Annotated in this window: 27 protein-coding genes and 1 tRNA gene; 15 read left to right on the top strand and 13 right to left on the bottom strand. The window is 69.5% G+C overall.

Annotation, left to right across the window (positions count from 1 at the left end; all coding sequences use genetic code 11):
* Positions 1-123: 123 nt before the first annotated feature.
* Positions 124-792: a 16S rRNA (guanine(527)-N(7))-methyltransferase RsmG gene (rsmG, locus tag DPM19_RS13245; RefSeq protein WP_111867482.1), complete on the bottom strand. Its 669-nt coding sequence runs from the start codon at positions 790-792 to the stop codon at positions 124-126.
* Positions 793-965: 173 nt separating this feature from the next.
* Here rsmG and DPM19_RS13240 point away from each other — a divergent pair, with 173 nt between their 5' ends.
* The gene (locus DPM19_RS13240) at positions 966-1376 is read left to right on the top strand and encodes a DUF6458 family protein (RefSeq protein ID WP_111866899.1); all 411 of its coding nucleotides are present in this window, start codon (positions 966-968) and stop codon (positions 1374-1376) included.
* Between the two features lie 69 nt (positions 1377-1445).
* On the opposite strand, the gene DPM19_RS13235 is transcribed toward DPM19_RS13240, so the two are convergent.
* From DPM19_RS13235 to rpmH, 5 genes are all read right to left on the bottom strand, one after another.
* Positions 1446-1928, bottom strand: coding sequence for a Jag family protein (locus tag DPM19_RS13235; protein WP_111866896.1), 483 nt, complete (start codon positions 1926-1928; stop codon positions 1446-1448).
* 36 nt (positions 1929-1964) lie between these two features.
* On the bottom strand, positions 1965-2921 hold the full coding sequence (yidC, locus tag DPM19_RS13230) for a membrane protein insertase YidC (protein WP_111866894.1): 957 nt from the start codon (positions 2919-2921) through the stop codon (positions 1965-1967).
* Positions 2914-3234 carry a membrane protein insertion efficiency factor YidD gene (gene yidD, locus DPM19_RS13225; protein WP_407642520.1) on the bottom strand — a complete coding sequence of 107 codons (321 nt, stop codon included), beginning with the start codon at positions 3232-3234 and terminating at the stop codon, positions 2914-2916. The genes yidC and yidD overlap by 8 nt, the downstream gene beginning before the upstream one ends.
* Positions 3231-3587: a ribonuclease P protein component gene (gene rnpA / locus DPM19_RS13220; RefSeq protein ID WP_111866891.1), complete on the bottom strand. Its 357-nt coding sequence runs from the start codon at positions 3585-3587 to the stop codon at positions 3231-3233. The genes yidD and rnpA overlap by 4 nt, the downstream gene beginning before the upstream one ends.
* A gap of 132 nt (positions 3588-3719) precedes the next feature.
* Positions 3720-3857, bottom strand: a complete 138-nt coding sequence (gene rpmH / locus DPM19_RS13215; protein ID WP_111866888.1) for a 50S ribosomal protein L34 — start codon at positions 3855-3857, stop codon at positions 3720-3722.
* Positions 3858-4361: 504 nt separating this feature from the next.
* Here rpmH and dnaA point away from each other — a divergent pair.
* The 9 genes from dnaA to DPM19_RS13165 all read left to right on the top strand — a co-directional run bounded on the left by dnaA (position 4362) and on the right by DPM19_RS13165 (position 16353).
* Positions 4362-6146 carry a chromosomal replication initiator protein DnaA gene (gene dnaA / locus DPM19_RS13210; RefSeq protein WP_146778850.1) on the top strand — a complete coding sequence of 595 codons (1785 nt, stop codon included), beginning with the start codon at positions 4362-4364 and terminating at the stop codon, positions 6144-6146.
* A 462-nt stretch (positions 6147-6608) separates the two neighbouring features.
* Positions 6609-7736: a DNA polymerase III subunit beta gene (gene dnaN, locus DPM19_RS13205; RefSeq protein WP_111866885.1), complete on the top strand. Its 1128-nt coding sequence runs from the start codon at positions 6609-6611 to the stop codon at positions 7734-7736.
* A 75-nt stretch (positions 7737-7811) separates the two neighbouring features.
* Complete coding sequence (gnd, locus tag DPM19_RS13200; RefSeq protein WP_111866882.1) at positions 7812-8732, top strand: phosphogluconate dehydrogenase (NAD(+)-dependent, decarboxylating); 921 nt, start codon at positions 7812-7814, stop codon at positions 8730-8732.
* Between the two features lie 95 nt (positions 8733-8827).
* Positions 8828-9952 carry a DNA replication/repair protein RecF gene (gene recF, locus DPM19_RS13195; protein ID WP_111867478.1) on the top strand — a complete coding sequence of 375 codons (1125 nt, stop codon included), beginning with the start codon at positions 8828-8830 and terminating at the stop codon, positions 9950-9952.
* Entirely contained in the window at positions 9942-10430 is a 489-nt protein-coding gene (locus DPM19_RS13190) for a DUF721 domain-containing protein (RefSeq protein WP_111866879.1), read from the top strand. Before recF ends, DPM19_RS13190 begins: the two co-directional genes overlap by 11 nt.
* 359 nt (positions 10431-10789) lie before the next feature.
* Complete coding sequence (gene gyrB / locus DPM19_RS13185) at positions 10790-12727, top strand: DNA topoisomerase (ATP-hydrolyzing) subunit B (protein WP_233510118.1); 1938 nt, start codon at positions 10790-10792, stop codon at positions 12725-12727.
* 52 nt (positions 12728-12779) lie between these two features.
* Positions 12780-15284: a DNA gyrase subunit A gene (gyrA, locus tag DPM19_RS13180; protein ID WP_111866873.1), complete on the top strand. Its 2505-nt coding sequence runs from the start codon at positions 12780-12782 to the stop codon at positions 15282-15284.
* A gap of 39 nt (positions 15285-15323) precedes the next feature.
* Entirely contained in the window at positions 15324-16184 is an 861-nt protein-coding gene (locus tag DPM19_RS36255) for a DUF3566 domain-containing protein (RefSeq protein WP_233510116.1), read from the top strand.
* 95 nt (positions 16185-16279) lie between these two features.
* Positions 16280-16353, top strand: a tRNA-Ile gene (locus tag DPM19_RS13165).
* Positions 16354-16773: 420 nt separating this feature from the next.
* Here DPM19_RS13165 and DPM19_RS13160 read toward each other — a convergent pair.
* From DPM19_RS13160 to DPM19_RS34825, 3 genes are all read right to left on the bottom strand, one after another.
* The gene (locus DPM19_RS13160) at positions 16774-17049 is read right to left on the bottom strand and encodes a hypothetical protein (RefSeq protein WP_146778849.1); all 276 of its coding nucleotides are present in this window, start codon (positions 17047-17049) and stop codon (positions 16774-16776) included.
* Positions 17050-17271: 222 nt separating this feature from the next.
* Positions 17272-17682, bottom strand: a complete 411-nt coding sequence (locus DPM19_RS13155; protein WP_111866862.1) for a VOC family protein — start codon at positions 17680-17682, stop codon at positions 17272-17274.
* Positions 17679-17984: a hypothetical protein gene (locus DPM19_RS34825; protein WP_146778848.1), complete on the bottom strand. Its 306-nt coding sequence runs from the start codon at positions 17982-17984 to the stop codon at positions 17679-17681. The genes DPM19_RS13155 and DPM19_RS34825 overlap by 4 nt, the downstream gene beginning before the upstream one ends.
* Positions 17985-18140: 156 nt before the next feature.
* On the opposite strand from DPM19_RS34825, the gene DPM19_RS35695 reads away from it, so the two are divergent.
* Together DPM19_RS35695 and DPM19_RS13145 are read left to right on the top strand one after the other, a co-directional pair.
* The gene (locus DPM19_RS35695; protein WP_199485062.1) at positions 18141-19094 is read left to right on the top strand and encodes a HEAT repeat domain-containing protein; all 954 of its coding nucleotides are present in this window, start codon (positions 18141-18143) and stop codon (positions 19092-19094) included.
* A 172-nt stretch (positions 19095-19266) separates the two neighbouring features.
* Positions 19267-19587, top strand: a complete 321-nt coding sequence (locus tag DPM19_RS13145; protein ID WP_146778847.1) for a hypothetical protein — start codon at positions 19267-19269, stop codon at positions 19585-19587.
* A 159-nt stretch (positions 19588-19746) separates the two neighbouring features.
* On the opposite strand, the gene DPM19_RS13140 is transcribed toward DPM19_RS13145, so the two are convergent.
* Both DPM19_RS13140 and DPM19_RS13135 read right to left on the bottom strand, forming a co-directional pair.
* The gene (locus DPM19_RS13140) at positions 19747-20763 is read right to left on the bottom strand and encodes a transcriptional regulator (protein WP_111866857.1); all 1017 of its coding nucleotides are present in this window, start codon (positions 20761-20763) and stop codon (positions 19747-19749) included.
* A complete protein-coding gene (locus tag DPM19_RS13135) occupies positions 20760-22001 on the bottom strand; it encodes a helix-turn-helix transcriptional regulator (RefSeq protein WP_111866855.1) in 1242 nt (413 codons plus the stop codon). Before DPM19_RS13135 ends, DPM19_RS13140 begins: the two co-directional genes overlap by 4 nt.
* A gap of 142 nt (positions 22002-22143) precedes the next feature.
* Here DPM19_RS13135 and DPM19_RS13130 point away from each other — a divergent pair, with 142 nt between their 5' ends.
* Positions 22144-22401 (top strand): hypothetical protein, encoded by a 258-nt coding sequence (locus tag DPM19_RS13130; RefSeq protein ID WP_111866852.1) that lies wholly within the window; start codon positions 22144-22146, stop codon positions 22399-22401.
* A 37-nt stretch (positions 22402-22438) separates the two neighbouring features.
* Positions 22439-22600, top strand: coding sequence for a hypothetical protein (locus DPM19_RS35220; RefSeq protein ID WP_158566775.1), 162 nt, complete (start codon positions 22439-22441; stop codon positions 22598-22600).
* A gap of 102 nt (positions 22601-22702) precedes the next feature.
* On the opposite strand, the gene DPM19_RS13125 is transcribed toward DPM19_RS35220, so the two are convergent.
* Together DPM19_RS13125 and DPM19_RS13120 are read right to left on the bottom strand one after the other, a co-directional pair.
* Positions 22703-23263 carry a dihydrofolate reductase family protein gene (locus DPM19_RS13125; RefSeq protein WP_111866849.1) on the bottom strand — a complete coding sequence of 187 codons (561 nt, stop codon included), beginning with the start codon at positions 23261-23263 and terminating at the stop codon, positions 22703-22705.
* A gap of 95 nt (positions 23264-23358) precedes the next feature.
* The gene (locus DPM19_RS13120) at positions 23359-23694 is read right to left on the bottom strand and encodes a hypothetical protein (RefSeq protein WP_111866847.1); all 336 of its coding nucleotides are present in this window, start codon (positions 23692-23694) and stop codon (positions 23359-23361) included.
* A gap of 461 nt (positions 23695-24155) precedes the next feature.
* Here DPM19_RS13120 and DPM19_RS13115 point away from each other — a divergent pair, with 461 nt between their 5' ends.
* Positions 24156-24809, top strand: coding sequence for a YcnI family copper-binding membrane protein (locus DPM19_RS13115; protein ID WP_111866844.1), 654 nt, complete (start codon positions 24156-24158; stop codon positions 24807-24809).
* Positions 24810-24849 lie beyond the last annotated feature (40 nt).

The following is a 24849-nucleotide window of genomic DNA, read 5'->3' as shown; positions in this document are numbered from 1 at the left end:
CCGGTTCCCCGCCCGGCCAGCCCAGCCCGGACTGATCGCTCGCGTTCTCGTCCGGCTTCTCTCCGGTCGAACCGTTGTTAAGAGGATCTTCGGCGTCAGGCCAACCCAGCCCCGGTCCCACGTTCATCTGAAACCCTTCCGCCGCTTCGACCCTCTGCTCTTCCGGGGGGCGGCGCGTTCGGCGACCACACGAACAATCGTTGTCGGCGGATCGACTTTACCCTGCCCCACCTGAAGCAGTTCCGCCTTACGCACCCCGAACCGCTTGAGCACCGGCCCGGCGTCCGCAAGCTCACCGGCAGCCCGCTCACCCTTGAGTGCGAGCAATTCCCCACCCGGCCGAAGCAACGGAAGCGCCCATCCGGCCAACCGATCGAGCGGTGCAACCGCACGAGCCGTCACCACATCGACGGAGAACTCGCCGGCGACCTCTTCCGCCCGGGCACGGCGAACCTCGACGTTCTTCAGGCCCAGCATCTCCACGCACTCGTCCAGGAACTTCGTCCGCCGAAGCAGCGGTTCCAGCAGGGTGATGTGCAGATCGGGCCGGATGATCGCGAGCACCAGCCCCGGCAACCCCGCGCCCGACCCGATGTCCACCACCTGGGCGTCCTTGGGAACCGCCTCCGACAGCACGGCGCAGTTGATGAGGTGCCGCTCCCAGAGTCGATCAATCTCACGCGGCCCGATCAGTCCGCGCTGGACCCCGGCGTCCGCAAGGAACTCGGCGTACTGCTCGGCCGTGGCCAGCACACCATCGAAAATCTCCCGCGCTTCAGTCGGCGCCGGCATTGTCACCCCTCACCGAAAGCATCGTTCCACAAACGTTCCCTCATAGGGCAGCGTCCCCGCGGCAGCGCGGATTCCTTCAGCGTGACCCCCGCCATGCCACAGGTATATTTTCGGACCACCGGGTAGACAGGCTCCGACATGAGCCCACCTGCCTGGAAGGAGGCTCTGATCACATGGGAATCGGAGTCAGCCTCGCCTTTATCGCCATCGGTGCGATCCTCACCTTCGCCCTCAACGTCGATCTCAGCGGCGTCAACATTCAGATGGTCGGCCTGATCCTGATGCTGGTGGGCCTGACCAGCCTCGCGTTCACCATGATGTACACGCGTCCCCGCCGCCGCGGCCAGGTCGCCGAGGTGGTGGAGGAGGACCCGGTGTACGTGGTGGAGAACGACGAGCCCGTTCCGCCGCACGTCCACACCGAGCCGGCCGCTGCTCCCCAGCAGCCGACCAGCACCCCGCAGCAGACCCAGCAGCCCGTGGTGTCCACGGAGGACCCGCCGCAGCCGGTCGACGCCAACGGGAACCCGCAGCCCGGACGGCATCTGCGGGAAGCCGCCGTGCGCCGCGACCCCGAAGCCTGAGCCTGCGGGGCCGTCAAACGGTTACGGCCCCGCACCAGGCGGGGCCGTAACCGATGAGCGTCCTCGGATTCAGACCGGGTACACCACCACGTACCGGTCGGGCTCCTCGCCCTCGGACTCGCTGCGCAGCCCGGCACCGGCGACCGCGTCGTGCACGATCTTGCGCTCGAACGGGGTCATCGGTGCCAGCGGCTTGGGCCGGCTCTCCTGCTTCACCTCGGCGGAGATGTCCTCGCCGAGCTTGGTCAGCTCGGCCCGGCGCCGCTCCCGGTAACCGCCGATGTCGAGCATCAACCGGGTGCGGTTGCCGGTCTGGCGGTGCACCGCCAGCCGGGTGAGCTCCTGCAGGGCTTCCAGCACCTCGCCGCGCTTGCCGACCAGCTCGTCCAGGGACGCCCCGACGACCGCGACCATCGCGCGCTCGCCCTCGACGTCCATGTCGATGTCGCCGTCGTAGTCGGCGATGTCGAGCAGTCCCTCGATGTAGTCGGCGGCGATCTCGCCTTCCTGCTCGAGCGCCTGGACGTCGACCTCGGTCGTCACGTCACTCACATGGTCTCCTTCGGAAACTATGGCCGCGACCGGCCACTAACGCTTGGGTGACCCGCTGCGCTTGCTCCGCGACTTGCGCACGGGCTGCTGCCTGACCACCTTTTCCTTGGGTTCGGCAGCAGGTTCGTTCTTCCCCTTGGCCTTGGTGTCGAGGGTCTTGGTACCGGAGCCCTTCCCCTTGGCCGCGGTGGTCTTACCCGTCCCCTTGCCCTGGCCGTTCTGCTCGCCTGGGGTGGTCACCGGGTACTTCCGGTAGATGTAGTTCTGCTGGGCCAGCGACCAGGTGTTGGACGTCACCCAGTACATGAGCACCCCGAGCGGGAAGCCCAGCCCGAACAGGCCGAACAGCGGGGCCATCACGACCATCATCTTCTGCGCGGCGACCATGGGGTTGTTCTCGTCCATGACCGGCTGGCGCTTCATGCTGGACCGGATGGTGAAGAAGGTGGTGGTCGAGCTGATGATCACCGCGATGCCCGTCACCACCAGGGCGCTGATGCTGCGCGGGTCGGCGCTCCAGGCGTTCAGGAAGGTGTCGGGGATCACCGCGCCCAGGATGTCGGCGTGCTGGGCGCTCTGGATCAGCTCGGCAGGGATGCCGTACTTGGACTCGTTCGGCCCCGCCTTGGAGATCCCGTTCAGCACCTGGAACAGGCCGATGAAGATGGGCATCTGGACCAGCAGCGGCAGGCAGCCCGCCAGCGGGTTGGCACCCGCGTCCTGGTAAAGCTTCATCACCTCCTGGTTCATCCGCTGCTTGTCGTTCTTGTACTTCTTGCGCAGCGCCTGAACCTGGGGGTTGAGCTCCTGCATCTTCCGCGACGCATGGATCTGTTTGACGAAGAGGGGGAAGATCAGCAACCGCATCAACACGGTGAGCAGAAAGATCGAGCCACCCCAGGCCCAACCGCTGTTCTCGTCGACGACGGTACTCAGACCACTGTGGATCCACATGATGATCTGAGCGACGATCTCGTACAGCCAATCAAGCACCGGGCAGCTCCTTGGGCTCTGCTGGGGCGGGGCCGCGCTGCTCGCGACCGGGGGAGGAGGGGGCGCTCTCGCGCGGCGGTACCGGATCGAAACCACCCGGATGGAAGGGGTGGCACCGGCCGATCCGGCGGACGGTCAGCCACCCGCCGCGCAGCGCGCCGTATTCCTGCAGAGCCTCAAGGGAGTACGCGCTGCAGGTCGGTTGGAATCGGCACTGTTGGCCGAGGAGCGGGCTGAGGAAGCGGCGGTATCCGCGGACGACGAGGATGAACACCTGGGCAGCAGGTGTCACCCGGCCCGGCTTCGTCATCATGCCCGCCCCTTGGACTGCCGCCGCAGCAGTCGCTCTAGCGCCGACTCGAGGTCCGCGGCCAGCTCGTCATGGCCCGCGGTCGCCGCGCCCGGATTGGCGCGTACCACCAGCAGGCTACCTCGGGGCAGTCGGTCGATGTGCATCGCGACCAGGTGGCGCAATCGCCGCCGGACCCGGTTGCGCACGACGGCATTGCCGACCGTGCGGGCGACGATGAATCCGGCCAGCGGCTCGGAATCGAGATCGCGGCGCTGGAGGTACCCGACGAGGGTGGGCCGGCCGGCGCGACGGCCGCGGCGGACCGCCTGGGTGAAGTCGGCCCGCCGCCGCAGCCGGTTATCGGACGGCAGCATGATGCGACGGCTCCGTCCGTGATGAGCGGTGATGCGCGGCGTCCACAGGGGCGTCCCGGGGCGGAGAGGAGATACGACAACCCACCGCGCGGCAGGAACGGTGTCGGCCGGGCGGTGGGTGTCAGAAGGCGGTCAGACCGCGATCTGCTCGCGGCCCTTGCGGCGCCGCCCGGCGAGGATGGCGCGCCCGGCGCGGGTGCGCATGCGCAGCCGGAAGCCGTGCTTCTTGTGGCGGCGGCGGTTGTTCGGCTGGAAAGTACGCTTGCTCACTCTGGGCTCCAGTGCTGCGGTCGGGATTACCGAGGTCGAGATGTCGAAGGCATCGCCTCGCGGGTCGCGTACGGTCCCCCGCAGCGGGGGCCCGGCGCCGCAAGCGGCACTGCGGGCACGCGTCATCTCCGTCGATGCGACTCGACCGTAGAACGTTACGGGTTACTCGTCTCTTCGGTCAAACGGAGACAGGCTGGCCGCGGGCTCCGTACGCTTGCGGAATGAGTCGTGGCGGGCACCGGTTGGGGCTGCCGGTACCCGTGTTGCCAGGAGCGGAGGGCACGGACTAGCGTCGCCGGACAGGCATCGGCCTCGTTCGGGCTCGGAGTCCGGCCCCTTCCTCGGGTCTCCAGCGAACGCGAGAAGTTATACACAGCCAGGCCACGGACGTACACAGCCTGTGGAAAACTCTGTGGATGAGCCGTGAGAGAGTGGACGAGCCCCCGGGGGCGGGAGTCCATCTCCTGGACGCTGGGTGACTGAGATTGGGGAGGGGTAGTGCGGATGGACGGTTCGGACCTCGCGTCCGTGTGGTCGCGCACCCTTTCCGTCCTGTCCGACGGTGAGCTTCCGCCCAGCTATCGTGCCTGGTTGCCGATGGTTCGCCCGCTGGCGCTGGTCGAGGACACCGCCCTGCTCGCCGCCCCGAACGAGTTCGCCAAGGACGCGCTGGAGACCCGGCTGCGGGCGCTGATCACCCAGGCGCTCTCCCGGGAACTCGGCCGGGAGATCCGGGTGGCCGTCACCGTGCAGCCCGAGCAGATCCCTCCCGAGCCCGAGCAGCACCCCGGATACCCAGCGCCGCACGGAGTTATCCACAGCCCTGTCCCCAACCCGCCGCCCGCCGGTGGATTTCCGCCCCGGCACTACCCCTTCGGCGGTCCCGAGCCGGGGCACGACAACGGGCTGCACTCCGATCACACCCCGGCCTACGGCACCCACCACGACACCGGCTACCCCGGGCAGCCCGCCGGCCCGCCGGCCCCCGGCTCGCACATCAGCGGGCGGACGTTCGGCGGCGGCGGACGGTCCGGCGACTCCGGTCAGCACCTGGCCCCGGAGGCGTTCGCCCCGGCGCCGCGCGACCCCTATGCCGGCGAGCGCGCCCGCGACCAGTTCGCCCCGCCCGAGCGCGAGCCGTTCCCGCCGAGCGCCCCGGTCGAGGGGGAGCGGCCGGCCGCGCCCGAGCCCGAGCAACCCCAGCCCTGGCAGCCGCGCGAGACCGAGCAGCCCAAGCCCGCGGGGTCCGAGCACGCCCGGCTGAATCCCAAGTACACGTTCGAGACGTTCGTCATCGGCTCGTCCAACCGGTTCGCGCACGCCGCCGCGGTCGCGGTGGCCGAGCAGCCGGCCAAGGCGTACAACCCGCTGTTCATCTACGGCGACTCCGGGTTGGGCAAGACGCACCTGCTCCATGCCATCGGCCACTACGCGCAGAGCCTGTTCAACGGCGCCCGGGTCCGTTACGTGAGCTCCGAGGAGTTCACCAACGACTTCATCAACGCCATCCGGGACGGCAAGGCCGACGGGTTCCGCCGGCGCTACCGCGACATGGACATCCTCCTGGTCGACGACATCCAGTTCCTGGAGGGGAAGGAACAGACGCAGGAGGAGTTCTTCCACACGTTCAACACGCTCCACAACGCGAGCAAGCAGATCGTGATCTCCAGTGATCGGCCACCCAAAGAACTGGTGACGCTGGAGGATCGGCTGCGCAACCGGTTCGAGTGGGGGTTGACGACCGACGTGCAGCCGCCCGAGTTGGAGACACGCATCGCGATCCTCCAGAAGAAGGCCCGCCAGGAGGGCCTGGCCGCGCCGCCGGACGTGCTGGAGTTCATCGCCTCCCAGATCGCCACCAACATCCGCGAGCTCGAGGGCGCCCTGATCCGGGTGACCGCGTTCGCCAGCCTCAACCGGCAGTCCGTCGACATGAAGCTGGCCGAGATCGTGCTGAAGGACCTGATCCCCAACGACAGCGGCCCCGAGATCACCGCTGCGATGATCATGGCGCAGACCGTGGAGTACTTCGGTACCACCATCGAGGATCTGTGCGGCCCGTCCCGGTCGCGGATGCTCGTCACCGCCCGGCAGATCGCGATGTACCTGTGCCGGGAGCTGACCGATCTGTCGCTGCCCAAGATCGGCCAGCAGTTCGGCGGCCGGGACCACACCACCGTGATGCACGCCGAGCGCAAGATCCGCTCGCTGATGGCGGAGCGCCGGGCCATCTACAACCAGGTGACCGAATTGACCGGGCGTATCAAGCACCAGGCCCGCAAACGCTGAAGTCGTTATTCACAGGCTGGGGAAAACGCTGTGGAGTCGCGTGGAAAAGCCAGGGGACAACTCGTGGACAACCTGGGGACAACCCGTGGACGAGTTGGGGATGTCCTGGGGACACAGGCTCGTGCACATGCATCGGCACCGTGCAGCAGGTCGGAAGGCTGCGGACAACCGGTGGACAACCCGTGGATAGCCGGGGGACAACCCGTGGACGACCGGTGTGGACAGCCTCGTCATCCTCAGGCCGCCCACCGCCGTCCACCGTCCATGCACAGGGCCGGTGGACAGAAATTCGCGGTCTCACCTGCGAAAACAGCCGTTGTCCACACTATCCACGGCCCCTATGACTATGACTGCTCTTGTTCTCTACCCAAGAAAATCCTCTAACCAACTAAGGGCCTGGGGATTCCGAGCTCCGAGCCCCCAAGACCCCACACCGAGTTCGCGACAAGGAGGCGGATCCCCGTGAAGTTCCGCATCGACCGAGACACACTCGCCGACGCCGTGGCCTGGACCGCCCGCAGCCTCCCGGCCCGCCCGCCCACTCCGGTGCTCGCCGGGATGCACATCGAGGCCGGCGACACCCTCAGGCTGTCGGCGTTCGACTACGAGGTCTCGGCCCAGGTGTCCACGGACATCGACCTCGACGAGGCGGGCACCGCGCTGGTCTCGGGGCGGCTGCTCGCCGAGATCTGCCGCGCCCTTCCCGCACAGCCTGTGGACGTGACCACCGACGGCGCCAAGGTGATGCTGTCGTGCGGCAGCGCGAAGTTCACACTCCTCACCATGCCTGTGGAGGACTACCCGACCCTGCCGGAACTGCCGCCGGTCGCCGGGGCCGTGGGCAGCGACGAGTTCGCCGCCGCCGTCGGCCAGGTGGCGATCGCCGCCGGCCGTGACGACACCATCCCGATGCTCACCGGCGTCCGGGTGGAGATCGAGGGCGAGACCGTCACCCTGGCCTCCACCGACCGCTACCGGCTGGCCGTGCGGGAGATGCACTGGAAGCCCGAGCGCCCCGACTTCTCCGCGGTGGCCCTGGTGCCCGCCAAGACGCTGGCCGACACCGCCAAGTCCCTCACCACCGGGGCCGAGGTCTCCATCGCCCTGGGCGGCACCAAGGGCTCCGGGGACGGCATGATCGGGTTCTCCGGCGGCGGCCGCCGGACGACCTCCCGGCTGCTGGACGGCGACTTCGTCAAGTACCGCTCCCTGCTGCCCAGCGAGTACGCCGGGCTGGCCGAGGTGCAGACCGCCGCGTTCTCCGAGGCCGTCAAGCGCGTCTCGCTGGTGGCCGAGCGGAACACCCCCGTCCGGCTGTCGTTCCGCCAGGGCGAGGTGGTGCTGGAGGCCGGCACCGGCGACGAGGCCCAGGCCGTGGAGGCGCTGGAGGCCACGCTGGAGGGCGACGACATCGACATCGCCTTCAACCCCGGCTTCCTGCTCGACGGGCTCTCGGCGATCGGCTCCGACACCGCGCGGCTGTCGTTCACCACCCCAACCAAGCCCGCCGTGCTCACCGGCAAGCCGCCGGCGGAGGGTGCGGACCCCAACTACCGCTACCTGATCATGCCGGTCCGGCTGTCGGGTTGATCCGATGAGTCTCCCGCCGGTTGCGGGGGAACTAGTGTCGTGATCCACGGGGACTCAGCGACAGAGGGAGCGACCATGCACCTGGGGATGATCGGGCTCGGCCGGATGGGCGGCAACATGGCCGAGCGGCTGCGCCGCGGCGGCCACACGGTCGTCGGCTACGAACGGCATCCCGGCAAGCGGGACGTCGACTCCCTGGAGGAGCTGGTCGAGCGGCTGGAGCACCCCCGGGTGGCGTGGGTGATGGTGCCGGCGGGCGGGCCCACCCGCGAGACGATCCATAGGCTGGGGGAACTGCTCGAACCCGGCGACATCGTGATCGACGGCGGCAACTCCCACTATGTGGAGGACCAGAAGCACGGCGCGGAGCTGGCGGCCAAGGGCATCGGCTTCGTCGACGTCGGGGTCAGCGGTGGGGTCTGGGGGCTGCAGAACGGCTACGCCCTGATGGTCGGCGGCGCGGACGAGTACGTCGCGCAGCTGATGCCGATCTTCGAGACGCTCAAGCCCGAGGGCGACTACGGCTTCGTGCACGCCGGGGCGGCCGGCGCGGGCCACTTCGTGAAGATGGTCCACAACGGCATCGAGTACGGCATGATGCAGGCCTTCGGCGAGGGCTACGAGCTGATCGCGGCCAGCGACCTCGTGACCAACGTGCCCGACACCTTCCGTAGCTGGAAGGAGGGCACGGTGATCCGGTCGTGGCTGCTCGACCTCATGGTGCGGGCGCTCGATGAGGACCCCGAGCTGTCCGAGATCCGCGGCTTCGCCCAGGACTCCGGCGAGGGCCGGTGGACGGTCCAGGCCGCGGTCGACCACGCGGTGCCGATGCCGACGATCAGCGCGGCGCTGTTCGCCCGGTTCGCCTCCCGGCAGGACGACTCGCCGGCCATGAAGGTGGTGGCCGCGCTGCGCAACCAGTTCGGCGGGCACGCGGTGGAGTCCGCCAAGGGCGCCGACTCCCCCGGCGCCGACGTGACTCCTCCCCAGACCTGATCCGGTCGTCCACAGGCTTGTGGACAGTTATCCACAAGCCTGTGGACGACGAGTACGGCGCATGGCGGGGCGACGCCTGCCCTACCCTCGTTTCCGTGCACGTCGCCCACCTCTCGCTCGCCGACTTCCGGTCGTACGCGTCCGCCGAGATCGCGCTCGACCCGGGCGTCAGCACGTTCGTGGGCCCCAACGGCCAGGGCAAGACCAACCTGGTCGAGGCCGTCGGCTACGTGGCCACGCACGGCAGCCACCGGGTGGCCACCGACGCGCCGCTGGTCAGGCAGGGTGCGGCCCGGGCGGTCGTCCGGGCCGGGGTGGTGCGGGACGAGCGCCGGGCGCTGCTCGAACTGGAGATCAACCCGGGGCGGGCCAACCGGGCCCGGCTCAACCGGTCCCCCGTCCCCAAGCCCCGCGAACTGCTGGGGATACTGCGCACGGTGCTGTTCGCGCCGGAGGACCTGATCCTGGTGAAGGGCGACCCGGGCGAGCGCCGCCGGTTCATGGACGAGCTGCTGACCGCCCGCGCGCCCCGGTTCGCCGGCGTCCGGTCCGACTACGACCGGGTGCTCAAGCAGCGCAACGCCCTGCTGAAGTCGGCCGCCGCGCACCGCCGGAAGCCGGGCGCCGAGATGCTGGCCACCCTCGACGTGTGGGACTCGCACCTGGCCCGTACCGGGGCCGAGCTGCTGGCGGCCCGGCTGGAGCTGGTGACGGCGCTCGCCCCGCTGGTGGCGAAGGCGTACACCGCGCTGGCCCCCGGCGGCGTGGCCGATCTGGAGTACCGCAACTCGCTCGACGCCCCGGAGTTGTCCACAGACCGTGGATTGCTGGCGGCCGCCTTGCAGGAGGGGCTGGCCCGCTCGCGCAAGTCCGAACTGGAGCGCGGCGTCAGCCTGGTCGGGCCGCACCGCGACGAGCTGCTGCTGCGGCTGGGGGAGCTGCCGGCCCGCGGCTACGCCAGCCACGGCGAGTCGTGGTCGTTCGCGCTGGCGCTGCGGCTGGCCGCGTTCGAGCTGCTGAGAGCCGACGGCGACGATCCGGTGCTGATCCTCGACGACGTCTTCGCCGAACTGGACACCGGCCGGCGTACCCGGCTGGCCGAGCTGGTCGCGCCCGCCGAGCAGGTGCTGGTGACCGCGGCGGTGCCCGCCGACGTTCCCGAGACGCTGACCGGGGCGGCCTACGACGTGGCCGAGGGGGAGGTCCACCGTGTCCGATGATCCACAACCTGTGGAAAAGTCCGGCGCCGATCTCGCCCGGGAGGCACTGGCCCAGGCGAAGGCGGACGCCCGCAAGCGCGGCGGCGCCCCCGGCGCGGGCGGCAGGCGGAAGACCGCCCGCCCGGCCCGGCCCCGGGACACCGGCCGCGGCGGCGACCCCAGGGCGTTCGGCTCGGCCATCCGCGACCTGATGGCCGACCGGGGCTGGGAGCAGCGCGCCGCGATGGGCGGGGTGTTCGGCAACTGGGCGGGCATCGTCGGGCGGGACCTGGCCGAGCACACCCGGCCGGAGCGGTTCGAGGACGGCGAACTGACCATCACCGCCGACTCCACGGCCTGGGCCACCCAGCTGCGGCTGCTGGCGGCCACGCTGGTCCGCCGGCTGAACGAGGAGCTCGGCGACGGCACCGTGCGCCGGGTGAAGGTGGTCGGCCCCGCCTCCGGGCCCCGGCGGACGGGCGGCTGGCGGGTGCGGTGATGGGTTCGTCACGTTCCGTTTCCCCGCTGTGCGTCCGGCCCCGCGGATAGCGTGTGCATTGGGCACGCGTACAGTGCCCGCAGGGCTGAACATCCGTTCGTATGCCTACTGGCGAGTTCCGCTGCGAGGGCCACGTACGCCAGAGAAGCCCCCGGGCCCTGTAGGGGGACATATCTCAGGGGTTGGCCGCCCGGCACACGCGACTACAGCGCCTGACAGTGCCACTTTTTACTGTCTGACCCGGTAGAATGAGTTCGGGTTCAGGACACTGTGCCGCTATGGGGCGCCGTATAGCCAGGCGCCCTTCAACGTGTTACGGGGCACAGCCGGCGGCCGGTGTCCCCGGCAGGAGGATCTCGTTGTCGTACGACGCTAGTTCGATCACTGTCCTCGAAGGTCTGGAAGCGGTTCGCAAGCGTCCAGGCATGTACATCGGTTCAACGGGCGAGCGCGGGCTCCACCACCTGGTCTACGAGGTTGTGGACAACTCGGTCGACGAAGCCCTGGCCGGTCACGCGACCAGCATCGAAGTCACCCTGCTGGCGGACGGTGGCGTACGGGTCAAGGACGACGGCCGCGGCATCCCCGTGGGCGAGCACCCGGTGGAGAAACGGCCCGCCATCGAGGTCGTCCTCACCGTCCTGCACGCGGGCGGCAAGTTCGACGGCAAGTCCTACGCGGTCTCCGGCGGCCTGCACGGTGTCGGCGTCTCGGTGGTGAACGCGCTGTCGACCCGGCTGGAGGCCGAGGTCCGGGTCGAGGGGCACGTCTGGCGGCAGCGCTACGAGATGAGCCTGCCCACCGCTCCCCTGTCGAAGGACGAGGCCACCGACGAGACCGGCACCCAGATCACCTTCTGGCCGGACGCCTCCATCTTCGAGACCACCGAGTGGAACTTCGAGACGCTGAGCCGCCGGATGCAGGAGATGGCCTTCCTCAACCGCGGGCTGTCGATCACGATCAGCGACGAGCGTCCCGAGCATCTCGACGGCGAGTCGCGCTCCCTGACGTACTGCTACGAGGGCGGCATCTCCGACTTCGTGCGGTACCTCAACGCGAAGAAGGAGTCCGTCCACGACGAGATCATCGCCTTCGACGACGAGGTCGAGGGCATGTCCGTCGAGATCGCGATGCAGTGGAGCGGGTCGTACTCCGAGTCCGTCCACACCTTCGCCAACACGATCAACACGGCCGAGGGCGGCACCCACGAGGAGGGCTTCCGCGCGGCGCTGACGACCCTCGTCAACCGGTACGCCCGCGACAAGGGCCTGCTCCGCGAGAAGGACGACAACCTCGCCGGCGAGGACGTCCGCGAGGGCCTCACCGCGATCATCTCGATCAAGCTGGCCGACCCCCAGTTCGAGGGCCAGACCAAGACCAAGCTCGGCAACACCGAGGCCAAGTCGTTCGTCCAGAAGGTGGTCAACGAGCACCTGCGCGACTGGCTGGAGCGCTTCCCCGGCCAGGCCAAGGAGATCGTCACCAAGGCCAGCCAGGCGGCCCGGGCCCGTATCGCCGCCCGGCAGGCGCGCGACCTCACCCGGCGCAAGAGCCTGCTGGAGTCGACCTCGCTGCCGGGCAAGCTGTCGGACTGCCAGTCCACCGACCCGGCCCGGTCCGAGCTCTACATCGTCGAGGGCGACTCGGCCGGCGGCTCGGCCAAGGGCGGCCGCGACCCGCACTTCCAGGCGATCCTGCCGATCCGCGGCAAGATCCTGAACGTCGAGAAGGCGCGGATCGACAAGATCCTGAAGAACAACGAGGTCCAGGCGATCATCACCGCGCTGGGCACCGGCGTCCACGACGAGTTCGACATCGAGAAGCTGCGGTACCACAAGATCATTTTGATGTCGGACGCCGACATCGACGGCCACCACATCAACACCCTGCTGCTGACCCTGCTGTTCCGCTTCATGCGGCCGCTGATCGAGGCCGGGCACGTCTACCTGTCCCAGCCGCCGCTCTACAAGATCAAGTGGGACCAGCGCGGCCAGGACTCCGACTACGCCTACTCCGACGCCGAGCGCGACGGGCTGATCGAGGCCGGCATCGCGGCGGGCAAGCGCGACCCGCGGCCGCGCGACGGCGTCCAGCGGTTCAAGGGCCTCGGCGAGATGAACGCCCAGGAGCTGTGGGACACCACCATGGACCCCGCCAACCGGGTCCTGCTGCAGGTCACCCTCGACGACGCCGCCCAGGCCGACGAGCTGTTCAGCGTCCTCATGGGCGAGGAGGTCGAGCCGCGCCGGGAGTTCATCCAGCGCAACGCCAAGGACGTGCGGTTCCTCGACATCTAGCGGACGTGCGCAAGCAGCCGCACGACGCCAACACGCAGAAGAGGTCTTTCAGGTGACGGACGTGACCATTGAGGGCGGGGGCCCCGGCGAGCGCATCGAGCCCGTCGACATCCAGGTCGAGATGCAGCGCAGCTATCTCGACTACGCGATGTCGGTCATCGTGGCGCGAGCGCTCCCCGATGTGCGCGACGGCCTCAAGCCCGTGCACCGGCGGGTGCTGTACGCCATGTTCGACGGCGGCTACCGCCCCGACCGCGGGTACTTCAAGTGCGCCCGCGTCGTCGGCGACGTCATGGGTAACTACCACCCACACGGCGACTCGTCGATCTACGACACCGTGGTCCGGCTGGCCCAGCACTGGTCGATGCGGTACCCCCTGGTCGACGGGAACGGCAACTTCGGCTCGCGCGGCAACGACCCCGCCGCCGCGATGCGGTACACCGAGTGCCGGATGGCGCCGCTGGCCATGGAGCTGGTGCGCGACATCGAGAAGGACACCGTCGACTTCTCGCCCAACTACGATGGGCGCTCGCAGGAGCCGGACGTCCTGCCGTCGCGGTTCCCCAACCTGCTGGTGAACGGCTCGGCCGGCATCGCGGTCGGCATGGCCACCAACATCCCGCCGCACAACCTGCGCGAGGTCGCCGCGGGCGTCGCCTGGTACCTGGAGAACTACCAGGCCACCGACGAGGAACTGCTCGACGCGCTGATCGAGCGGATCAAGGGCCCCGACTTCCCCACCTCCGGCCTGATCGTCGGCCGCAAGGGCATCGAGGCCGCGTACCGCACCGGCCGCGGCTCGATCACCATGCGGGCCGTCGTCGAGGTCGAGGAGATCCAGGGCCGCACCTGCCTGGTGGTCACCGAACTGCCGTACCAGGTGAACCCCGACAACCTGGCGCTCAAGATCGCCGAGCTGGTCAAGGACGGCAAGCTCGAAGGCATCGCCGACGTCCGCGACGAGACCTCCGGCCGGACCGGCCAGCGGCTGGTCATCGTGCTCAAGCGGGACGCCGTCGCCAAGGTCGTCCTCAACAACCTCTACAAGCACACCCAGCTCCAGGAGACGTTCGGCGCGAACATGCTCGCGCTGGTCGAGGGCGTGCCGCGGACGCTGCGGCTCGACCAGTTCGTCCGCAACTGGGTGGCGCACCAGATCGACGTCATCATCCGGCGTACCCGGTTCCTGCTGCGCAAGGCCGAGGAGCGGGCGCACATCCTGCGCGCGCTGCTCAAGGCGCTCGACCGGATCGACGAGGTCATCGCGCTGATCCGGCGGTCGCCGTCGGCGTCCGAGGCGCAGCAGGGCCTGATGTCGCTGCTGGAGATCGACGAGATCCAGGCGCAGGCCATCCTCGACATGCAGCTCCGCAAGCTCGCCGCCCTGGAGCGGCAGCAGATCACCGCCGAGTACGACAAGCTCATGGCGGAGATCTCGGACTACAACGACATCCTGGCCTCGCCGGAGCGGCAGCGGACGATCGTCGGCGAGGAACTGACCGCGATCGTGGAGAAGTTCGGCGACGAGCGGCGCACCGAGATCATCCCCTTCGACGGCGACATGTCCATGGAGGACCTGATCGCCGAGGAGGACGTCGTCGTCACGATCACCCGCGGCGGCTACGCCAAGCGCACCAAGACCGACCTCTACCGGGCGCAGCGGCGCGGCGGCAAGGGCGTGCGCGGCGCCCAGCTCAAGCAGGACGACATCGTCGACCAGTTCTTCGTGACCACCACCCACCACTGGATCCTCTTCTTCACCAACAAGGGACGGGTCTACCGGGCGAAGGCCTACGAACTGCCCGAAGCCGCACGGGACGCCCGCGGCCAGCACGTCGCGAACCTGCTCGCCTTCCAACCCGACGAGCGGATCGCCCAAGTCCTCGACCTGCGCGACTACGACGTCGCCCCCTACCTGGTGCTGGCAACCAGGCAGGGCATGGTCAAGAAGACCGCGCTGGGCGACTTCGACTCCCCCCGCAGCAGCGGGCTCATCGCGATCAACCTGCGCGAGGACGACGAGGTGATCGCGGCCCGGCTGGTCCGGCCCGAGGACGACCTGCTGATGGTCAGCACCGGGGCGCAGGCCATCCGGTTCCCCGCCCACGACGACTCGCTCCGGCCGATGGGACGCGCCACCAGCGGCGTGATCGGCATGCGCTTCGACGAGGGACACCACGTCCTCAACATGCTCGTGGTGAACGACGAGGCCCCCAACGTGCTGGTCGCCACCGAGGGCGGCTACGCCAAGCGCACTCCGGTCGACCAATATCCGGTGCAGGGTCGTGGGGGCAAGGGCGTCCTCACCGCTAAGATCGTGCAGACCCGCGGCAGGCTGGTGGGTGCTTTGATGGTCGGTCCGGACGACGAGGTCTTCGCGATGACATCCAACGGTGGTGTGATCAGGACCAGCGCCGCCGAGATCAAGCAGTCCGGCCGGCAGACCATGGGAGTGCGGCTCATGAACCTTGCGGAAGGCGACAGTGTTGTGGCCACCGCGCGGAACGTCGAGTCCATTGAAGACTCCGAAACGGGGGAAGGGACCGACAGTGAATGACGCCGCGACCGACCGGAACCCGGTCAAGGAGGGGACCCGGTGACCTCCCAACCCGGTAAGGGCACGGACTCCGGCGAGACCGCCATACCGGCGTCCGCCGAGGCCAACGGCCCCGCCCCCGTACAGCCGATCCAGGTGCCGGGGACGGGCAAGATCGAGGAGACCAACCCCGACGGGATGCGCCCCGGCGGCCCCGCCGCCGACAGGCCCGAACCCGGCCGGCCGGCCGGCGGCAAGATCGGGCCGGTCAAGGACGACGCCGACCAGACCCCCTCGTGGGCCCGGGCCGCCGAACCCGGCGGCTCGATGGCCGCCGGCCGCGCCGAAACCCCCGCCCTGCGCAAACCCCCACCCCAGCCCGGCCCGCCGCCCGGCCCCACCGCCGGCGGCCCCCAGCCCGCCGGCCCGGCATTCCGCCCCCCAGGCCCCGGTCCTGCCCCCGGCCCCGGCCCCGCCGGAGCGCCGCAGCCCGGCCCGGGCGCGCCCGGGCCGGACGCCGCCGCGAACCGCGACAACGCGCGCAAGGCGCACCTCCAGCTCTTCCGGCTGGAACCCTGGTCGGTGATGAAGTTCAGCTTCGTGATGTCGCTGGTCTGCTTCGTCGTCCTGCTCGTCGCAGTCACCGTGCTCTACGTCATCCTGTCGGGCCTCGGCGTCTTCAACGAGATCAGCACAACCATCAACGACCTCACCCGCAACGACGTATCCACCGGCGGAGACGCCGGCGGGATCGACGCCAGCAGCTGGTTCTCCTTCGCCCGCATCTTCGGCTACACAGTGCTGGTCGGAGCCCTCAACGTCCTGCTCATCACCGCCCTCTCGACCGTCGGCGCGGTCATCTACAACCTCGCCGCGGACCTGGTCGGCGGAGTAGAGGTCACCCTCAAGGAAGCCGAGTGACAACAGCCGCCGGCCAGGGCATAAACGATTTCTCGTTGCCCGACGAGATGGGGTAGTCTCCTGTCTCGTCGCCCCCGATGTCGGCGGCGCACTCCGGGCCTATAGCTCAGTCGGTTAGAGCGCATCCCTGATAAGGATGAGGCCGGTGGTTCAAGTCCACCTAGGCCCACTCAAGACCTGGGACCAGTGTGGTCGCGGCTGGCGCCGCTTCCCTGCTGGTCTTTCGTCATTTTCCGGGGGGACGACCCCCCGGGCCCCCCGGTGTGCGGGCCTGGCGGCCCGCACTCGCTGGGTGCGGCTTTGCTGTGGTGGCTGTGGTGGCTGTGTGGTTGGGGCTTCGGATTGCATCGCTGTGACCTGCGGTGATGCACTACCGTCGGACTGCTGTAAAAATCAGTGCCAAGGTGCGGCTGGGTACCGCCTTGACCTGGGATTTTACCCTCGGGTCGCAGATCATCCCTAGAGGGATCGCAACGGCGCACGCAGGTCCTTCGTGCTGGAGGCGCCCTGGGCGCAGATCATTCCTGGAGGGATTGTGGTGCGGGGTGGTGTGGTGGGGCCGTCGTGGTTGCTGGCTGTGTTGCCGCTATCAGTTTTCGGGGTCGGTCAAGCCGGTTGCTTCTGCGAAGCTTGCTACCCACTTGGCTGGGGCTTCTGAGCGGTTGGTGGTTGCCAGCGAACTCACTTCCGTAACGACGGCGGTTCGTTGTTCCGGAGGGAGATCGGCCAGGACGTGTGCGATGTGTTCCAGCCACTTCACCGCCCAGTCCGGATCCACCTCCTCGTCATCGCACGAGTCCAGGAACCACGTCAGGTCGACGATGAGCTTCACAAGCTGGGCGACCAAGCCTGGTGCGTCATTCACGAGAGCATCCTTGCTGGTTCTCCGGGGTCGAGTGAGAGTGCGGTTCTGGGTTCCGTCATCTCTGGGTGGCTGGACGTGGCCCCGGGTGATTCTGGCCGGGTTGTCATCGGTCTTGACGTCCCGTGCGATCACGAGAGGGTCCAGGTTCGGTTTCCTGTGCCGGTCTTGGTGCTCCGGATGGGCGGACGGGAGGTGGGAGACCGGGATGGGTGTGGTGCTGGTTCAGTTCGACCAGTAGGCCGGGGAGAGGCCGTCGGGGTGGCCGGGCGGCCACTGGACCAGCTCGATCCGGTTGCCGTCCGGGTCGGTGATCCACGAGGTCAGGAAGTCGGCTGAGCCGTCCGGTGAGCCAGGTGCCTCGGCTTCGATGCCCTGGGCGGCGAGTTCGGCGATGGTGGTGTGCATCGACTCCACCTTGATGACGAAGTGGTTGAGGCCGGGGCCGACCTCACCTCGGGCGGGATCGTGGAGGAGTTCGATGGTGACGAACTCATTGCCGGGGAGTTTGAGCATGGTCAGGTGCCCGAACTCCGTCTCGGGGACTTCCCCGACCACCTCGTAGCCGACGGCCGTGTAGAACGCGAGCGACCGCTTGAGATCTGCTACTCGGAGGCCGAAGTGCAAGGTCCTCATCGGGGTCCCTTCTGGCCAGGTCTGGTGGCGGCACCATGCTTGCAGTCCGCCGGCCGGGAACATAGTGCTCTGGTGCGTCCCGAGCCCTGACGGCAACAGTGACGGCAACGTTCGGCCACGCTGGTCGCCGCCGGGTTCGGCCGTGCTGTCTCGGCGGGCCTTTCGATGTCGGTCACGGCGGCCAGGCCGCCGGCCGGGATGCCCAGCACGGTTGCGAAGCCGGCCAGCAGGTCGGGGGTCGGTTCTGTACGGCCGTATCCCATCTTTCCGATCGTGGACGCGGCCAGCAGCAGGCCGGTCATGCTGTGCAGCACCTTGACTGTGGCCCAGGACGACAGGGGTCTTCGGAGGCGTGTTCGTTGGATCGGGTCAAGGGAGTGGACGTGAAAGAGCCGGGTTACGGGTTCAAGCTCGCTGAGGAAGGCGGGACCGAGCGGTACCGGGGGACGGAGTTCGACGTGCGCGCGGTGGTGGCGCGGATACCGCACGAGGTCAAGGACCAGCTGAGGTACGACGAGGTGCCGTGGAGCCGGTTCGGGCACTTCCACGGAGCGGCCGATGACGTTCCCGGGTTGTTGGCGGACGTCCGGTCCGGCGACGTCGGCACCGCGGACCGGGCGCTCGGCGTTCTGTGGAACCGCATGTTCCATCAGGGCTCCGTGTATTCGGCGGTGGCGTTGGCCGTGCCCTTCCTGGTGCGGATCGCCGCCGACCTGCCGGCGTATCGCCGGGTGGAGGTGCTGCAGTTGGTCGCCAAAGCGGGGCGACGCCCTCATGACGGTGACAGTTCGCGTACCGGGCTGCTCCAGACCGCCTACCAGGCGGGTGAGTGGTATTTCGATCCCTGGGCTTATCCGCAGAACTGGTCGGTCGAAGCCGTACAGGACGCCATTGCCGCGGACGCGCAGCTCCTTCTCCCGCTGCTCGATGACCCCGGCTCCGAAGTCCGCCGCACGGCCTGCCATGTCCTTGCCGCCTCCCCTGGGCAGGTGCGGCGGATCTCCGCCGCGTTGCACGGGCGGCTCGGTGCGGAGGACGTTCCCGAGGTGCGCGTGAGCCTGGTGCTGGCGATTGCCGAACTGGCCCGGGGGCACCGTGAAGAACGTCTCGCCGTCGAGTGGGTCCGCGCGATGTGGTCGGATCCGGCGCAGGCCGCCGAGCTTCGCCTGGGGGCGGCGATCGCGTGGCTGTGCCTGGTGGACGGCCCCGTGCCCGGCGAGCTTTCGGCCGTGTTCGACGACACCGTCACCGAGGAGATGTCCGCCGTCATGGAGCGGGTGCCGTGGATCATGACGCGGATTCCGTGGATGCAGGAGACTCCCGACGACGCTCCCGGGCTTGGGTTCTCCCGGTGCCTGGCCCAACTGCTCGGCACGTACACGCCGCAACCGCCCCAGGACGACTTCTGGTGAGCATGTCCGCCGACGTCCCGCGATTCGATCTTCCGGTTGGCGTGGTTCCGTCTTCCTGCCAGCATGGCGGTATGACGAGCACTCGAACGGACCGATGAGCCGCAGACCGCCCGGTCATCTCCGCGCCACGCGGAACGTTGAGCACACCAAGCGATCACCCGCCGTCAACGGCTTGCCCGCCAAGGTCCTGCGCCAGATCACGCACGCCGCACGAGAAGGACGCTGCGGCTCGGTCGGCGACATGGCCCAGGCGCTGGACACCCTCAAGCGTTTCCTCCGCCGGCCCATCCTCGACCCCATGTGCCCGTGCTGCGACCCCCGCGAAGCCCTGGACATCCTCCACGGCATCGTCACCGCACTGCCACCAAGATCAAGACCACCGGTGACCGCCCTCGTGGAACCCCTTGGCGAGCGCTACCGCGCCCGCACCCTCCCGGACCCCCGCCTGCGGCCGGACCAGCCCTGGTGGTGGCGACGCGTCGCCGAGATCTGAATCCACACCACGAACGCTGCGCCGGCGGCACCACACCCCCTGACCAGGTCAAACTCATACACCACCTCCGCGGACGCAACCGAGCCGCATTTTTTGCTCATTGAGCCGATATCGGTAGTGGGCTTCTCGACGATCAAGGGCCAAGACCGTGATTTCGGTTCAGCCGGTGGCGGGTGGGAGTCCGCCCGCCCCGCACGTCTCCTGGTAGGCCTCGACCAGGTCGGCGGTTTCGGGCAGGTCACGGGCCTGGATCGCGGTGATGACCTCTTCGGCCCGCCAGTGGTTCGAGGGGACGAGGACGCCGGACGTCACCGCCGTCATCGCGTGCCGGGCAGCCTCGTCGGGCTTGTCGGCGGCGAGCAGGGCCAGCGCGAGGTCCAAACGAGCGGACGCGGCCCGGCGGGGCCTGGGCGCCCCCATGATCCCTGACTCCATCCGGGCGAGGACCTGCCGGGCGTACGGTTCGGCGGCGGGGTCGCCCACCCATGCCAGGGTGGTGGCGGTGTAGGCGTCGCTCTTGGCCGGGTCGTACCGGTAGTGGTGCTCGGGCCGGTCGGGAGCGGGCATTCCGGCCGCCAGCCGGTTCACCTTTGCCAGCGCGACCCGTGTTTCCGCCACGCCGCCGAGACGGGCCCAGGCCCGGCCTTCCTGGGCGGATGCCTGCACGTAGGCCGATCCGCCCTTGGGCGCGATCTGCTGGGCGCTCTGGGACAGGGTCACGGCATGCCGGTAGTCCCCGCCGGTGATGGCCCGCCATGCCTGCGTTTCCAGGCACCACGCGAGGATTTCGGGGTGGTCGCCCTCCCGCGCCAGATGTTCGGCGGTGCGCAACCGGGTGGTGGCGGCGGGGAACTGGCGGAGGTCGATGTGGCAGGTCGAAGCCAGCAGCGACAGCCATCCGCCGGCCACAAGCAACCGGCGGTGCTCGCTCAGCGTCTTCCGCCCGTCGAGCAACCGGGCGGTGTAGGACAGGTGCCGGCGAACCCGTTCGAGCAGGTCGCCGGGCCGGGCGCGAGGATAGGCCGTTGCGAGATCGTCCACCGCGGTCTCCAGCGCATGCAAGGTCGCCTCGCACACATCGCTGGCGGCGGCCCGCCGCGCCAGCTCCAGTGCCTGGAGCACGTCGTCGGTGTGCGGGACCGGTGGAGTGTTCGTGGCCGGTGCGCGCGCCTTCAAGGTAGGGCCTCGCCCAGCTCGGTGACCTGGGTGTCGGTCGGCCAGCGGGCGGCCAGCCGGGAGTGCAGGCGGTGGAGTCTGCCGGTCATTTCCGGGGAGCGCGTGACCCTGACCACGTCGGCGGCGTCTATGGCCGTCCGGCATGCTTCGGTGCGGTTTCCGGCCAGCATGTGGACCGTTGCGAGCTGGTAGACGAACCAGGCCGCCCATTCCGATCGGCGTGCCTCGCCCAGTTCGGTGAGGCCGTGGGTGAGCAGGTCGACCGATCGGGCCGCGTACGCCGGGGACTGCTCGGCCAGGAACCGGTAGGTCGCGCCACGGCCCAGGGCGTAGAACGCGCTTCCGTGGAAGTACGCCCACGGGGGTGCTTCGGCGCGCTGGGCGTCCGCCGCCTCGGCCATGACGTCCACCTGGTCGAGGGTGCGTTCGGTCGCGGTCTGGTCGCCGACGATGGCGTGCCCGCGGGCTTCCTGGATCGCGGCGAAGGTGAGTTCTGCCGGGTGGGCGCCGGTGACCCGGGCGGCGGCCTGGGACTGTCCGATCATCGGGCCGATGTCGCCTGACCGCCACGCCAGATGCCCGCGGTAGGAATGCACGGACGCGGCCAGTGACGCGCCTACCGGTCCCGGCACCTCGGCCGCCCACTCGGCGGCCCGGTCGAACCAGCCGCGCGCTGTGCCGAAGTCACCGGTCGCGGCGTGCAGCCATCCGGAGAACTGGGCCCACTGGGCGGCGACCGCCATCATCTCCGTCCGGATCGGGCCACGGGCGTCGATCACGAGTGGGCCGATGGCGTCGAGTTGGGCGCGCACGGGGGCGAGTAACGCGGCCGATCCGATGGCGTCTTCGGTCCGCCGCTGGGCGGCCAGGATCGCGGCCAGGGACTCGACCACGCCCATGTCGATGCGGGTCGGCCGCCGCGCGGCCAGGACGAGACGTTCCTCGTCGTCAGGGGTGATCCCCGCACTCTCTGCCGGGAAGCGCCGGGGTGACCGTTCAGCGGGCGGGAACAGGGTGTCCCGGTCGATGCCCAGGACGAGAGCGATGGTGTCGGCCCAGTCGCGCGGGAAGTTTCGTCCGCCTTCCCATGCCCGGATCTGTGCCGTGACGGATTCCAGAGTCCGGTGCGCTCCGCTCTCCCGGAGCAGGCGGCGGCCCAGTTCCGCTTTCGACCAGCCGCGCGCACTGCGCTCGGACTGGAGCCGTAGGGCCCATACAGGGCGGGATTCTTCGGTCATCGCGTGCACCGTTCCGCAGGACCGGATACCCGACGACGCCGGAGTCATCGGGCGCTTCATCGCCAGTGTGCCTCTGCCTGCCCGGCCGCGGCAGCAGTTCGCTTGCCGTAACTGAATCGCTACCCCCTGAGGAGTCGATCGCATGGTGCGCGTGAGCAAGCCCGGGCCGTCTGGTCTGTGGTCCTGGGAGGTCCGGGACGGTGCCGGGCTCGGGGCCGTGGGTGTCACCGACGACCGGAGCCGGGCCCGGGCCCTGCTCGCCCGGGCGCTTGAGGTCGCTCCGGTGGGGGCGACGGGGTACCTGTGCCGGGTCGGGTTGCATCCGGTGCGGTCGCGGTACGAGTACGGGCCGGTTCTGGTGGTCGGTACGGCCACCGGTGGTGGGGTGACCTGGACGTGACCGAGGCGGAGATCCTGGTGGCGCAGCGGGAGTTACGGTGCCGGTTCCGTACGGAGTGGGTCTGGTACGGGTGCATACCCGCCGGTGGTGGGCCTTCGCGGGCGGGCGGTTCGTGGAGGCCGTGTCGCCCGCCGAACTGGCCGTCGCGATCCGCGCCCCCGCGTCCTGGCCCTGGCCGCCGCCGGGGCGGCCTCCATGAGGGGCCGCCTTTGCGCTTCGGAGGGGCAAAGCCTCCGGGTGCTCGGCGCGGTCACCTGCTCGCCGTCGTCAGGTGGCCGCGCCGGGCGCCGGGCCGTGGTGGTCAGGCGCGCTTGGGTTCGAGGTGCAGGGCGGTGATGCCGCACTCGAAGAGGCGGACGTCGACCATGCGGAACCGCGTGTAGTCGCCGGCGGGAAAGACGGGCAGGCCGGTGCCGATCGCGGTGGGGTTGACGAGCAGGTAGAGGTCGTCGAGCAGGTCCCGGGCGATCAGGTCGGAGACGAGCGTGCTGCCGCCGTAGGTGATGATGTCGCCGCCCTCCTGCGCCTTGAGCTCGGTGATGGTTTTGGTCAGGTCGCCGCCGGCGACGGTGGCGTTCTTCCAGGGCGACTCGGTGAGGGAGTTGGAGATCACGACCTTGGGCGTGTTGTTCATCCAGTCGATGGTCTCCTGGGTTTCTCCGGGCGGGCCGGACTCCCAGGCCGGGATGAACCCCTCGGCGAGGTTGCGGCCCAGGACCATGCAGTCGACCGGCGCCTGGAACTCGTTGATGTAGTCGCCGACGTCGTCGGTCCACGGGAAGGTCATCCAGTCCATCTGGCTGTCCGGGCCGGCCATGTAGCCGTCGACGGTGGTCTGGACCTGGAGCTTGAACTTGCGCATGGCTGCTTCCTTCGCGAGGTTCCTGGGATGGCGGTGGGGGCCGATCCGCTGTCTTCCTTGTGCTTGTAGCTTGGCCGACCTCGCTTACGGAATGTTTACGGTCTCCCTCCGGCGTTACCGGCCGGCGGGAGGAAGGCGGGGGAGACGGCCAGGACGTAGTGCGGCAGGGGGCCGTGCCCGCACCAGGAGGAGTGGGACCAGTTGCCCTCCGGGGAGCGGCCCGACCTGTGGTCGTGCCAGGTGGGGCCGTGCGCGCCGCGTGAGCGGCCGGAGCCGTCGGCGGTCTCCCACTGGCTGAAGCAGCCCGCCGCTCCCCCGGCGCCCTCGCCTGTCCGGGCCTGGGCCGGCGGGGCGGGGAGGGCGAGGGCGCCGGCGGCGAGCAGCGTGATGAGCAGTGGTTCGATGAGGTTCCGGCTGATTCCGTGGCGCATGTGCGGGCGGCCCTCCTCATGGTGAGCGAACAGGTGTGAGGTAGGCGTATCCGCAGGTCGGCCAGGGCCAACGGGTGGTTTCCCACCATGTTGCCGCCGGATGTTTTCAGTCCCGGCCGGGTTTCAGAGGTGCCGGCGCAGGAACCCGGCGGTGAGTCCGGCCGCTGGCCGCGATCTGTGACTGGGCGGCGGAGAACGGCTGAGCGTGATCGGCCGTCCACAGGCTGTGGACGGTCACGGAGTGGCGCCCCGGGCTTTCGGTGTGTGCGATGGCAGGATGAGGCCCGCCACGGCCGCCCTTCAGGGGTGCGGGCCGTCGCAGGGGGAGGCAGGTCAGCCGACCAGAGCGAAGTGATGATCGGCCGACCCGGTTCTACGGGGGTCCGGGGGGACGTCCCTCCGGCGAAACCGGTCAGTCGCGGGCACGGCCCGCTCCGAGAACATTTCGAAATGAGTGCCACATGCGTTTTCACCATGCCGTCCGCAGGTCCGCCGCCGTCGCGGGGGTCACCGCTCTCACCGCGCTCGGGACGGGCGGTCCGGCCGCCGCCGACGCGCGCCCGGCCCAGCAGGGCGCCTACACGAAGGTCTCCTTCCGGGTGCCCAACGAGCGGCAGGACGCCGACACGGTCAAGCTGCGGATCGACCTGCCCGCCAAGCATCCGATCACCTCGGCCTCGGTGCGCGCGGTGCCCGGCTGGACGGTCAAGATCACGAAGGCCCGACTCGCCGAGCAGGTCAAGGGGCAGGGTGGCGAGGCCGTCTCCCGCATCGTCTGGAGCGGCGGCAGGATCAAGCCCGGCCAGTACCAGGAGTTCGACGTCTCGCTGGGGCCGCTGCCCAGGGGCGCAGACCGGCTGCTGTTCCCCATGGTGCAGACCTACTCCGGCGGGCAGGTCGTGCGGTGGGACAAGGACCCCGACGTCGGCAACCCCGACCATCCCGCCCCGTCGCTGCGGCTGACCAGGTCCGGTGTCCCGGCCGGGTCCCGGGCCGCCGCCACGGGCACCACGGTGTCGGACGGCGCCGCCCGGACGCTGGGCGCCCTCGGGCTTGCCGCGGGGGTGGCCGGTCTGGTGCTCGGCTGGCTCGGCATGTCGCGGAACCGGACCTGACCACGCTGCGGGCCGGGGCGGCGCCGCTCGCCCCGGCACC

Source organism: Actinomadura craniellae (assembly GCF_003289645.1).
Classification (GTDB): Bacteria; Actinomycetota; Actinomycetes; order Streptosporangiales; family Streptosporangiaceae; genus Actinomadura_D; species Actinomadura_D craniellae.
This window is presented reverse-complemented; position numbering and strand designations above follow the sequence as displayed.